General features: G+C 64.9%; 7 protein-coding genes. 1 reads left to right on the top strand and 6 read right to left on the bottom strand.

From position 1 onward, the window contains the following. The 4 genes from AC1DYN_RS22070 to rpsL all read right to left on the bottom strand — a co-directional run. On the bottom strand, positions 1-486 hold a 486-nt coding region (locus AC1DYN_RS22070), incomplete at its 3' end, for a GTP-binding protein (protein WP_477963262.1). Between the two features lie 127 nt (positions 487-613). Continuing rightward, positions 614-2,716, bottom strand: coding sequence for an elongation factor G (gene fusA / locus AC1DYN_RS22075; protein WP_477963263.1), 2,103 nt, complete (start codon positions 2,714-2,716; stop codon positions 614-616). Positions 2,717-2,793: 77 nt separating this feature from the next. Continuing rightward, positions 2,794-3,264 (bottom strand): 30S ribosomal protein S7, encoded by a 471-nt coding sequence (gene rpsG, locus AC1DYN_RS22080; RefSeq protein ID WP_477963264.1) that lies wholly within the window; start codon positions 3,262-3,264, stop codon positions 2,794-2,796. Between the two features lie 156 nt (positions 3,265-3,420). Next, on the bottom strand, positions 3,421-3,798 hold the full coding sequence (gene rpsL, locus AC1DYN_RS22085) for a 30S ribosomal protein S12 (protein ID WP_477963265.1): 378 nt from the start codon (positions 3,796-3,798) through the stop codon (positions 3,421-3,423). A gap of 201 nt (positions 3,799-3,999) precedes the next feature. Between rpsL and AC1DYN_RS22090 the strand changes: the two genes are divergently transcribed. Continuing rightward, positions 4,000-4,446: a PIN domain-containing protein gene (locus AC1DYN_RS22090; protein ID WP_477963266.1), complete on the top strand. Its 447-nt coding sequence runs from the start codon at positions 4,000-4,002 to the stop codon at positions 4,444-4,446. A gap of 44 nt (positions 4,447-4,490) precedes the next feature. Here AC1DYN_RS22090 and rpoC read toward each other — a convergent pair whose 3' ends face one another. Together rpoC and rpoB are read right to left on the bottom strand one after the other, a co-directional pair. Continuing rightward, positions 4,491-8,708 (bottom strand): DNA-directed RNA polymerase subunit beta', encoded by a 4,218-nt coding sequence (gene rpoC, locus AC1DYN_RS22095; RefSeq protein ID WP_477963267.1) that lies wholly within the window; start codon positions 8,706-8,708, stop codon positions 4,491-4,493. An 18-nt stretch (positions 8,709-8,726) separates the two neighbouring features. Continuing rightward, positions 8,727-12,851: a DNA-directed RNA polymerase subunit beta gene (gene rpoB / locus AC1DYN_RS22100; protein WP_477963268.1), complete on the bottom strand. Its 4,125-nt coding sequence runs from the start codon at positions 12,849-12,851 to the stop codon at positions 8,727-8,729. Positions 12,852-12,943 lie beyond the last annotated feature (92 nt).

The raw sequence follows: 12,943 nt of genomic DNA on the forward strand, positions 1-12,943 counted from the left end.
CGTACTTGGACAGCGCAGCTCGCGCACTTCCATCTCGACCAGCTCCAGCAGCTCGGCATCATCGACCATGTCGCACTTGTTCATGAACACGATGATGTACGGCACGCCCACCTGGCGCGCCAGCAGGATGTGCTCGCGCGTCTGCGGCATCGGGCCGTCAGCGGCCGACACCACCAAGATCGCGCCGTCCATCTGCGCCGCGCCCGTGATCATGTTCTTCACGTAGTCGGCGTGCCCCGGGCAGTCCACGTGCGCATAGTGACGGTTCGCCGTCTCGTACTCCACGTGCGCCGTGTTGATCGTGATGCCGCGCGCCTTCTCTTCCGGCGCCGCGTCGATCTGGTCGTACGCCTTCGCCTCGCCGCCGAACTTCGCCGACAACACCGTCGTGATCGCCGCCGTCAGCGTCGTCTTGCCATGGTCCACGTGACCAATCGTCCCCACGTTCACGTGCGGCTTGGTCCGCTCGAATTTGCCTTTTGCCATTTCAGATTCTCCGTATCAAAGAGCACTTCCAGTGCTGGGTTTAAGGTCTCCGCCGCCCGCTGGGTTCGCGCGCCACTGGCATCGCGCGAAGCAGACGACGAAGACCGGCTTCGTCTAACTGAACTGATTACTTGCCGCGGGCGGTGATGATCGCGTCGGCCACGTTCTTCGGAGCTTCGCTGTAGTGCTTGAACTCCATCGTGTACGTGGCACGGCCTTGCGACATCGAGCGCAGCGTGGTCGAGTAGCCGAACATCTCCGACAGCGGAACCTCGGCCTTGATGACCTTGCCACCGCCGGGCATGTCGTCCATGCCCTGCACCATGCCGCGCCGCGAGGACAGGTCGCCCATCACGTTGCCGGCGTAGTCTTCCGGGGTCTCGACTTCCACCGCCATCATCGGCTCGAGGATGACCGGGCTGGCCTTGCGGCAGCCGTCCTTGAAGCCGAGCGACGCGGCCATCTTGAACGCGTTTTCGTTCGAGTCGACCTCGTGGTACGAACCGAAGATCAGCGTGACCTTCACGTCGACCACCGGGAAGCCGGCCAGCACGCCGTTCGGCAGCGAGTCTTCGACGCCCTTCTTCACCGCGGGGATGAATTCGCGCGGCACCACGCCGCCCTTGATGGCGTCGACGAACTCGAAGCCCTTGCCCGGCTCCTGCGGCTCGATGTTCAGCACGACGTGGCCGTACTGGCCCTTGCCGCCCGACTGGCGCACGAACTTGCCTTCGACGTCGGTCGCCGACTTGCGGATGGTTTCGCGGTAGGCCACCTGCGGCTTGCCGACGTTGGCCTCGACGCCGAATTCGCGCTTCATGCGGTCGACGATGATTTCCAGGTGCAGCTCGCCCATGCCGGAAATGATGGTCTGGCCCGATTCTTCATCGGTGCGCACGCGGAACGACGGGTCTTCCTGGGCCAGGCGGCCCAGCGCGATGCCCATCTTCTCCTGGTCGGCCTTGGTCTTCGGCTCGACGGCCTGCGAGATCACCGGCTCCGGGAAGATCATCTTCTCGAGCGTGATGATCGCTTCCGGATCGCACAGCGTTTCGCCGGTCGTCACGTCCTTCAGGCCCACGCAGGCGGCGATGTCGCCGGCCAGGATTTCCTTGATTTCCTCACGCTGGTTGGCGTGCATCTGCAGGATCCGGCCGATGCGCTCCTTCTTGCCGCGGATCGGGTTGTAGACCGAGTCGCCCGACTTCAGCACGCCCGAGTAGACGCGCACGAAGGTCAGCTGGCCGACGTACGGGTCGGTCATCAGCTTGAACGCCAGCGCAGCGAACTTCTCGCTGTCGTCGGCCTTGCGGGTCGTGTCCTTGTCGTCTTCGTCGTGGCCCGGCACCGGCGGGATGTCGATCGGCGACGGCATGAAGTCGATCACGGCGTCGAGCATGCGCTGCACGCCCTTGTTCTTGAACGCGGTGCCGCACAGCATCGGCTGGATCTCGGTCGCGATCGTGCGGGTGCGGATGCCCTGCTTGATCTCGGCCTCGCTCAGGTCGCCCGACTCGAGGTACTTGTTCATCAGGTCTTCGCTGGATTCAGCGGCGGCCTCGATCATGTTCTCGCGCCACTTCTGGGCATCCGCCTGCAGCTCGGCCGGGATGTCCTTGTAGTCGAACTTCATGCCCTGCGAGGCCTCGTCCCAGATGATCGCCTTCATCTTGATCAGGTCGATCACGCCGGTGAAGTTGTCTTCGGCGCCGATGGGGATCACGATGGGCACCGGGTTCGCCTTCAGGCGCGCCTTCATCTGGTCATAGACCTTGTAGAAGTTCGCACCGGTGCGGTCCATCTTGTTGACGAACGCGAGGCGGGGCACCTTGTACTTGTTGGCCTGGCGCCAGACGGTTTCCGACTGGGGCTGCACACCGCCCACGGCGCAATACACCATGCACGCGCCGTCGAGCACGCGCATCGAGCGCTCGACCTCGATCGTGAAGTCGACGTGCCCCGGGGTGTCGATGATGTTGATGCGGTGCTCGGGATGGTTCAGCTCCATGCCCTTCCAGAAGCAGGTCGTCGCGGCCGACGTGATGGTGATGCCGCGCTCCTGTTCCTGCTCCATCCAGTCCATCGTGGCGGCGCCATCGTGCACTTCACCGATCTTGTGGTTCACGCCTGTGTAGAACAGGATGCGCTCGGTGGTCGTGGTCTTGCCGGCGTCGATGTGCGCCGAGATGCCGATGTTGCGATAGCGCTCGATGGGGGTCTTGCGGGCCATGATGGCACTCCAAATGCAGGGGCCGCTCGCGGGTTCGTGTAAACCCGAAGAGCGGCCGGGGACGGGGGACTTCGTTCTTAGAAGCGGAAGTGCGAGAACGCCTTGTTGGCGTCCGCCATGCGGTGCACTTCGTCGCRCTTCTTCATCGCGCCGCCACGGCCTTCGACGGCCTCCAGCAGCTCGTTCGCGAGGCGCTGGGCCATCGACTTCTCGCCGCGCTTGCGGGCCGACTCCTTCAACCAGCGCATGGCCAGGGCCACGCGGCGGACGGGGCGAACTTCCACGGGAACTTGGTAGTTCGCACCGCCAACGCGGCGTGACTTCACTTCGACCATCGGCTTGATGTTGTTCAGCGCGACCGTGAAGATCTCCAGCGGGTCCTTGCCCGACTTCTTCTCGACCTGTTCCAGTGCACCGTAGATGATGCGTTCGGCAACGGCCTTCTTGCCCGACTCCATGATCACGTTCATGAACTTGGAGAGGTCAACCGAGCCGAATTTCGGATCGGGGAGGATCTCACGCTTGGGTACTTCGCGACGACGAGGCATAGCTCTTCCTTTTCTCTTCAGTTGGCACGGGCATCGCTGCCTGGGCCTTGGTCACCACGACAGCGCACCTGGCGCCGGGGTTTCCACTTACTCGGCCGACACAGGCCGAATTCTTCGACAGCCCTCAGGCCGCCCTTTGCTGTTTGCCGAAGGGCCTCAACCCTTCTTCGGGCGCTTCGCACCGTACTTGGAGCGCGACTGCTTGCGGTCTTTCACGCCTTGCAGGTCGAGCGAGCCGCGCACGATGTGGTAGCGAACACCCGGCAGATCCTTGACACGGCCGCCGCGCACGAGCACGACGCTGTGCTCTTGCAGGTTGTGGCCTTCGCCGCCGATGTAGGAAATGATCTCGAACCCGTTGGTCAGGCGAACCTTGGCCACTTTACGCAGCGCCGAGTTCGGCTTCTTGGGGGTCGTGGTGTACACGCGGGTGCAGACGCCGCGGCGCTGCGGTCCGCCCTGCAGCGCAGGCGACTTGGACTTCGTGGCCTCGGTCTCGCGACCGTGACGCACGAGTTGATTGATGGTTGGCATGTTGGTAACTTGTTCCCGTTTGAAGTCACATCTCTTTCGGAAGCAGCGTTGCGCTCCTCCGGGGGGCGTGGCCGAACGATCGGAGGCAAGCGCGAAAGCTTGCGGGATCGGGGGCCGCCCGTCAAAAGAGCGAAAGCAGGAACTGCCGAAAAGCCTGCGATTATATTCAGAGCCCTGTGCTGCCGCAAGCAAGGGCCTCTCGTGTTTCCCGTGTTCCGTTTCGATCCGCCCCGTGCCGTGCTGGACACCAATGTGGTGCTCGACTGGCTGGTGTTCGGCAACCCGGCGGTGCGGCCGATCGCCCAGGCGCTCGAAAGCGGCCGGCTGCAATGGGTGGCCACGGCGGCCATGCGCGACGAGCTGGCCGAGGTGCTGCGCCGCGGCTTGCCACGCCAGCCTCAGGTCGACCTCGATCGGGTCTGGTTGATTTGGAGTGCATGCGCTCACATCAAGGACGATCCGCCGGCACCGGGCCTGGATGCTCCGCTGCGCTGCACCGACCGCGATGACCAGAAGTTCATCGATTTCGCGCTGCAYGGCGCCGACTGGCTGCTCACCCGCGACCGCGCCGTGCTGCGGCTGTCGCGCCGGGCCCGGCCCCGCGGCCTGCAGATCCTGACGCCCGAGGCCTGGTCGGCGCTGCAATGAAAAAGGCCGCCCGAAGGCGGCCTTTCAGCTGAAGGAGCAATCGCTCACTCGGCCGTATCGCCACCGGCTTCCGCCGGCGTTTCCTGCACCGAAGCGAATTCCTCCGCCTCCTGCATCGCGATCGCGCGGCGTTCCGCGTCGTCCATCTCTTCCTTGACGCGGCGTGCGTCGTGGAAGGCCATGCCGGTGCCGGCCGGGATCAGGCGCCCGACGATGACGTTCTCCTTCAGGCCACGCAGCTCGTCGCGCTTGCCCATGATGGCAGCCTCGGTGAGCACGCGGGTGGTTTCCTGGAAGGACGCGGCCGAGATGAAGCTGTCGGTCGACAGCGACGCCTTCGTGATGCCCAGCAGCACGTCGGCATGCGTCGCGATCATCTTGCCTTCGGCCAACATCTTGTCGTTGGTGTCCAGCAGCTCCGAACGCTCCACCTGCTCGCCGACGATGTACGCCGTGTCGCCCGGGTTGACTATCTGCACGCGACGCAGCATCTGGCGAACGATCACCTCGATGTGCTTGTCGTTGATCTTCACGCCCTGCAGGCGGTAGACGTCCTGCACTTCGTCGACGATGTAGCGCGCCAGTTCCTCGATGCCCAGCAGGCGCAGGATGTCCTGCGGATCGGCCGGGCCGTCGACGATCGACTCGCCCTTGTTGACCACCTGGCCTTCGTGGACCACGATGTTCTTTTCCTTGGGCACCAGCTCTTCGTAGACCTTGCCTTCCGGATCGGTGATCTGCAGGCGCACCTTGCCCTTGGTCTCCTTGCCGAATGACACCGTGCCGGTCATCTCGGCCAGCGTGCCCTTGTCCTTCGGGCTGCGCGCCTCGAAGAGCTCGGCCACGCGCGGCAGACCGCCGGTGATGTCGCGGGTCTTCTGGCCTTCGACCGGGATGCGCGCCAGCACTTCGCCCGGGGCGAGGTCCTGCCCGTCACGCACCTGGATCAGCGAGCCGACCTGGAAGCCGATCGTCACCGAGTGGTCGGTGCCGGGGATCTTCACCTCGTTGCCGGCGGCGTCCAGCAGCTTGACCTGCGGGCGAACCACCTTGGCGGCGCCGCGGCGCTTCGGGTCGATCACCACCAGCGTCGACAGGCCGGTCACTTCGTCGACCTGCTTGGCCACCGTCACGCCTTCCTCGACGTTCTCGAACTTCGCCTTGCCGGCGAACTCGGTGATGATCGGGCGGGTCAGCGGGTCCCAGTTGGCGAGCACCGTGCCGGCCTTCAGCTGCTGGTCGGGCTTGATGTTCAGGATCGCGCCGTACGGCACCTTGTGGCGCTCGCGCTCGCGGCCGTGCTGGTCGGCGATGATGATTTCACCCGAACGCGAGATCACGACCAGGTCGCCCTTGCCGTTGGTCACGTAGCGCATCGTCGCGTTGAAGCCGATGTGGCCATCGGACTTCGCATCGACGCTGGACGCCACCGCCGCACGCGAAGCCGCGCCGCCGATGTGGAACGTGCGCATCGTCAGCTGCGTGCCCGGCTCGCCGATCGACTGCGCCGCGATCACGCCGACCGCTTCGCCGCGGTTCACCAGGCCGCCGCGGCCCAGGTCGCGGCCGTAGCACTTGCCGCACAGGCCGAAGCGCGTGCCGCAGGTCAGCGCGGTGCGCACCTTGACCTCGTCGACGCCGGCGGCCTCGAGGTCGTCGAGCGCGTCTTCGTCGAGCATCGTGCCGCCGGTCAGCAGCTGCTCGCCGGTTTCCGGATGCTGCACCTCGATCGCGGTGACGCGGCCGAGGATGCGGTCGCGCAGCGATTCGATCACTTCGCCGCCTTCGACCAGCGCGCGCATGTTGATGCCGTTCTGCGTGCCGCAATCGTCCTCGGTGACCACCAGGTCCTGCGTCACGTCGACCAGGCGACGCGTCAGGTAGCCGGAGTTCGCCGTCTTCAGCGCCGTGTCCGCGAGGCCCTTGCGGGCGCCGTGGGTGGAGATGAAGTACTGCAGCACGTTCAGGCCTTCACGGAAGTTCGCCGTGATGGGCGTCTCGATGATCGAGCCGTCCGGCTTGGCCATCAGGCCGCGCATGCCGGCCAGCTGTCGGATCTGCGCAGCGGAGCCGCGCGCACCCGAGTCGGCCATCATGTAGATGGAGTTGAACGACTCCTGGTCGACTTCCTTGCCATGGCGGTCGATGACCTTCTGCTTGGCCAGCTGGCTCATCATGACCTTGCCGACCTCGTCGCCGGTCTTGCCCCAGATGTCCACCACCTTGTTGTAGCGCTCGCCGGCGGTGACGAGACCCGAGACGTACTGCTGCTCGATCTCCTTCACTTCCTTCTCGGCGCGCTCGATCAGGCCGTGCTTCTCCTTCGGCACCAGCATGTCGTCGATCGCGATCGAGATGCCGGCACGCGTGGCCAGGCGGAAGCCCGACTGCAGCAGCTTGTCGGCGAAGACGACCGTTTCCTTCAGGCCGCACTTGCGGAACGAGGTGTTGATCAGGCGCGAGATCTCCTTCTTCTTCAGCGCCTTGTTGATGTTCGAGAACGGCAGCCCCTTGGGCAGGATCTCGGACAGCAGCGCACGGCCGACGGTGGTGTCGACGAGCTTGGTCGACGGCTCGAATTCGCCGCTCGCCTTGTTCTTCGTCCACTCGGTCAGGCGCACGCTGATCTTCGCGGTGATCTCGACCGCCGCGTTGTCGAGCGCGCGCTGCACTTCGACGACGTCGGAGAAGATGATGCCCTCGCCCTTGCCGTTGATGCGCTCGCGGGTGGCGTAGTACAGGCCCAGCACCACGTCCTGCGACGGCACGATCGACGGTTCGCCGTTGGCCGGGAACAGCACGTTGTTGGAGGCCAGCATCAGCGTGCGGGCTTCCATCTGCGCCTCGATCGACAGCGGCACGTGGACGGCCATCTGGTCGCCGTCGAAGTCGGCGTTGAACGCCGCGCAGACCAGCGGGTGCAGCTGGATCGCCTTGCCTTCGATCAGCACCGGCTCGAACGCCTGGATGCCCAGGCGGTGCAGCGTCGGCGCACGGTTCAGCATGACCGGGTGTTCCTTGATGACTTCTTCAAGGATGTCCCAGACCACCGGCGTGCCCGACTCCACTTCCTTCTTCGCCGCCTTGATGGTGGTGGCGATGCCCATGGCTTCCAGGCGCGAGAAGATGAACGGCTTGAACAGCTCGAGCGCCATCAGCTTGGGCAGGCCGCACTGGTGCAGCTTCAGCGTCGGGCCGACCACGATGACCGAACGGCCCGAGTAGTCGACGCGCTTGCCCAGCAGGTTCTGCCGGAAGCGGCCGCTCTTGCCCTTGATCATGTCGGCCAGCGACTTCAGCGCGCGCTTGTTGGCACCGGTCATCGCCTTGCCGCGACGGCCGTTGTCCAGCAGCGAGTCGACCGCTTCCTGCAGCATGCGCTTCTCGTTGCGCACGATGATCTCCGGCGCCTTCAGTTCGAGCAGGCGGGCCAGGCGGTTGTTGCGGTTGATGACGCGGCGGTACAGGTCGTTCAGGTCGGAGGTGGCGAAGCGCCCGCCGTCCAGCGGCACCAGCGGACGCAGGTCCGGCGGCAGCACGGGCAGCACGTTCATCACCATCCACTGCGGCTTGATGCCCGACTTCTTGAAGGCTTCCATCACCTTCAGGCGCTTGGAGTTCTTCTTGACCTTCAGCTCGGAGCCGGTCATGTCGCCGCGCAGGCGCTCGATCTCGACGTCGAGGTCCATCTCGGCAAGCAGCTTCTGCACGCCTTCGGCGCCCATCAGCGCGACGAACTCGTCGCCGAACTCGGTGCGCTTCGCGTCGTAGTCGTCTTCCGACATGATGCTGAACTTCTTCAGCGGGGTCATGCCGGGGTCGACCACCACGTAGGCTTCGAAGTACAGCACGCGCTCGATGTCGCGCAGCGTCATGTCGAGCACCAGGCCCAGGCGCGACGGCAGCGACTTCAGGAACCAGATGTGCGCGCACGGCGCAGCCAGGTCGATGTGGCCCATGCGGTCACGGCGAACCTTGGTCTGCGTCACTTCGACGCCGCACTTCTCGCAGATCACGCCACGGTGCTTCAGGCGCTTGTACTTGCCGCACAGGCACTCGTAGTCCTTGATCGGGCCGAAGATCTTGGCGCAGAASAGRCCRTCRCGCTCMGGCTTGAASGTGCGGTAGTTGATGGTYTCCGGCTTCTTGACTTCGCCGAACGACCAGGACCGAATTTTCTCGGGAGAAGCCAGACCGATCTTGATGGCATCGAAATGCTCATCAGGCGTGAACTGGCGGAACAGATCAAGCAAACCCTTCATGTTCTGTTTCCTTTTCCTTTAGTTGCGCTCGAGCTCGATGTCGATACCGAGCGAACGGATTTCCTTCACCAGCACGTTGAACGACTCCGGCATGCCGGCCTCGATCGCGTGCTCTCCCTTGACGATGGACTCGTACACCTTGGTGCGGCCGTTCACGTCGTCGGACTTGACGGTCAGCATCTCCTGCAGCACGTACGACGCGCCGTAGGCCTCCAGCGCCCACACTTCCATCTCGCCGAAACGCTGGCCGCCGAACTGGGCCTTGCCGCCCAGCGGTTGCTGCGTGACCAGCGAGTACGGGCCGGTGGAACGGGCGTGCATCTTGTCGTCGACCAGGTGGTGCAGCTTCAGCACGTGCATGTAGCCGACCGTGACCGGACGCTCGAAGGCGTCGCCGGTGCGGCCGTCGTACAGCGTGGCCTGGGTGCGCGTGGCGGTCAGGCCCTTGACCTTCGCGATGTCGTCCGGATACGCCAGCTTCAGCATGCCGCGGATTTCCTCTTCGGCGGCACCGTCGAACACCGGCGTCGCGAACGGCACGCCCTTGCTCAGGTTGCCGGCCATCTCGAGGATCTCGTCGTCGCTCAGGTGGTCCAGGCGCTCGGTCTTGCCGCCCGACTTGTTGTACAGCTCGTCGAGGAACTTGCGCAGCTCGACCACCTTGGCCTGCGCCTGCAGCATGTCGCCGATGCGCTGGCCGATGCCCTTGCCGGCCCAGCCCAGGTGGACCTCGAGCACCTGCCCGACGTTCATCCGCGAGGGCACGCCCAGCGGGTTCAGCACGATGTCGCACGGCGTGCCGTCGGCCATGTGCGGCATGTCCTCGACCGGGTTGATCTTGGACACGACGCCCTTGTTGCCGTGGCGGCCGGCCATCTTGTCGCCCGGTTGCAGGCGGCGCTTGACGGCAAGGTACACCTTCACCATCTTCAGCACGCCGGCCGGCAGCTCGTCGCCCTGCGTGAGCTTCTTGCGCTTCTCTTCGAACGCGAGGTCGAAGCTGTGGCGCGTCTGCTCCAGCGAGTTCTTGATCGACTCGAGCTGGTTGGCCACTTCGTCGTCGGCCGGGCGGATGTCGAACCAGTGGTACTTCTCGACGCTGGCCAGGTAGGCCTTGTCGATCGTCGTGCCCTTGGCGATCTTCTGCGGGCCGCCGTTGGCGGTCTTGCCGGCCAGGAGCTTCTCGATCCGGTCGAACGCGTCGGCCTCGACGATGCGCAGCTGGTCGTTCAGGTCGAGGCGGTAGCGCTTGAGCTCATCGTCGATGATCTGCTGCGCACGCTTGTCGCGCTGGATGCCTTCGCGGGTGAAGACCTGCACGTCGATGACGGTGCCGCTGGTGCCCTGGTCGACGCGCAGCGAGGTGTCCTTCACGTCGGACGCCTTCTCGCCGAAGATCGCGCGCAGCAGCTTCTCTTCCGGCGTCAGCGTGGTCTCGCCCTTCGGCGTGACCTTGCCCACCAGCGTATCGCCCGGGTTGACCTCGGCGCCCACGTAGACGATGCCGGATTCGTCCAGGCGAGCCAGTTGCTGCTCGGACAGGTTCGGGATGTCGCGCGTGATTTCTTCCGAGCCCAGCTTGGTGTCGCGCGCCATCACCACCAGTTCCTCGATGTGGATCGAGGTGTAGCGGTCGTCGGCGATGACACGTTCGCTGATCAGGATCGAGTCTTCGAAGTTGTAGCCGTTCCAGGGCATGAACGCGACCAGCATGTTCTGGCCGAGCGCCAGTTCGCCGATGTCGGTCGAGGCGCCGTCGGCGATGATGTCCTCGGCCGAGACGGTGTCGCCGCGCTTGACGATCGGGCGCTGGTGGATGTTCGTGTTCTGGTTCGAACGCTGGTACTTGATCAGGTTGTAGATGTCGACGCCGACCTCGCCGGCCACCGTCTCGTCGTCGTTGACGCGGATCACGATGCGGTTGGTGTCGACGTAGTCGACGACGCCGCCGCGGCGCGCGGCCACGACCGTGCCCGAGTCCTTCGCGGCGACGCGCTCGACCCCGGTGCCGACCAGTGCCTTTTCAGGACGCAGCGTCGGCACGGCCTGGCGCTGCATGTTGGCGCCCATCAGCGCGCGGTTCGCGTCGTCGTGCTCGAGGAAGGGCACCAGCGAGGCCGCCACCGACACGATCTGCGTCGGCGCCACGTCCATGTACTGGATGCGTTCCGGCGAGGTCAGGATCGATTCGCCGTTGTCGCGGGCGGACACCAGCTCGTCGATCAGCTTGCCGTCGGCGTCGAGCGAGGCGTTGGCCTGCGCGATCACGTACTTGCCTTCCTCGATGGCCGACAGGTAGTCGATCTGCATCGTCACCTTGCCGTCGGCCACGCGGCGGTACGGCGTCTCGAGGAAGCCGTATTCGTTGAGCTGCGCGTACAGGGCCAGCGAGTTGATCAGGCCGATGTTCGGGCCTTCCGGCGTCTCGATCGGGCACACGCGGCCGTAGTGGGTCGGGTGCACGTCGCGCACTTCGAAGCCGGCGCGTTCGCGGGTCAGGCCGCCCGGGCCCAGGGCCGAGACGCGACGCTTGTGCGTGATCTCGGACAGCGGGTTGGTCTGGTCCATGAACTGCGACAGCTGCGACGCACCGAAGAACTCCTTCAGCGCCGCGGAGATCGGCTTGGAGTTGATCAGGTCGTGCGGCATCAGCGCCTCGGTCTCGGCCTGGCCGAGACGTTCCTTGACGGCCTTCTCGATGCGGGCGAGGCCCGAGCGGTACTGGTTCTCGGCCAGCTCGCCGACGCAGCGCACGCGGCGGTTGCCCAGGTGGTCGATGTCATCGACTTCGCCGCGGCCGTTGCGCAGCTCGACGAGGATCTTGACGACGTCGAGGATGTCGTCATTGCTCAGCGTCATCGGGCCTTCCGGCACGTCGCGGCCGACACGGGCGTTGAATTTCATGCGGCCCACGCGCGACAGGTCGTACGTGTCGGCGTTGTAGAACAGCCGGTTGAAGAGCGCCTCGACGGCGTCTTCGGTCGGCGGCTCGCCGGGGCGCATCATGCGGTAGATCGCGACGCGCGCGGCCAGCTGGTCGGCCGTTTCATCGGCGGCCAGCGTCTGCGAGATGTAGGCGCCTTCGTCCAGCTCGTTGGTGTAGAGGCACTGCATGTCCTTCACACCGGCGGCGCGCAGCTTCTTCAGCAGCGAGTCGGTCAGCTCGTCGTTCGCCTTCGCGATGATCTCGCCGGTGTCCGGGTCGACCATGTTGCGGGCCAGCACGCGCCCGACCAGGAAGTCTTCCGGCACGCTGATGAACTGGGTCTCGGACTGCTCGATCTGGCGCGTGTGGCGCGCGGTGATCCGCTTGTCCTTCTCGACCACCACGTTGCCGTTCTTGTCGGTGATGTCGAAGCGGGCCACTTCGCCGCGCAGGCGGTCGGCGACGAACTCCATCTGGGCACCGGAGTCCATCAGGCGGAAGTTGTCGAACACGAAGAAGTTCGCGAGGATCGATTCCGGGTTCAGGCCGATGGCCTTCAGCAGGATCGTCACCGGCATCTTGCGGCGGCGGTCGACGCGGAAGTACAGGATGTCCTTCGGGTCGAACTCGAAGTCGAGCCAGGAGCCGCGGTACGGGATGATGCGGGCGCTGAACAGCAGCTTGCCCGAGCTGTGCGTCTTGCCCTTGTCGTGCTCGAAGAACACGCCCGGCGAACGGTGCAGCTGCGACACGATCACGCGCTCGGTGCCGTTGACGATGAACGAACCGTAGTCGGTCATGAGCGGCACTTCGCCCATGTAGACCTCTTGTTCCTTGATCTCCTTGACCGTCTTGGCCTGCGGCGACTCGCGGTCATAGATGATCATCTGCAGCTTGGCGCGCACGGCGGCGGCGTAGGTCAGGCCGCGCTGCTGGCACTCCCGCGTGTCGAACGCGGGCTTGGCCATGTTGAACTCGATGAACTTCATCTCCACGAACCCGTTGTGCGACACGATCGGGAAGGCGGAGAGGAAGGCGGCTTGCAGCCCTTCGGGCTTGCGCTTCTGCGGGGGTACGTCCTTCTGCAGGAAGGCGACGTACGACTCCTTCTGCATCGTCAGCAGATAGGGGACGTTGAGGACACTCTCGCGCTTTCCGAAGCTCTTGCGAATCCGCTTGCGCTCGGTGTAGCTGTAGGGGGTTGCGTGCTGCGCCATATGTGTGATTTCTCACTCCGTGTCGGGGAACAGAACCGGGCCCAGGCCCTGCTCCCGTCGGCGACTGTCTTTCGAACATTGCGTTCGACGCT

This window comes from Rhizobacter sp. P2_D12 (genome assembly GCF_056404395.1).

Bases quoted from the DNA above. Each gene is read 5' to 3' on its own strand.
- fusA (WP_477963263.1), bottom strand. From the start codon at position 2,716: ATGGCCCGCAAGACCCCCATCGAGCGCTATCGCAACATCGGCATCTCG.
- rpsL (WP_477963265.1), bottom strand. From the start codon at position 3,798: ATGCCAACCATCAATCAACTCGTGCGTCACGGTCGCGAGACCGAGGCC.
- rpoB (WP_477963268.1), bottom strand. From the start codon at position 12,851: ATGGCGCAGCACGCAACCCCCTACAGCTACACCGAGCGCAAGCGGATT.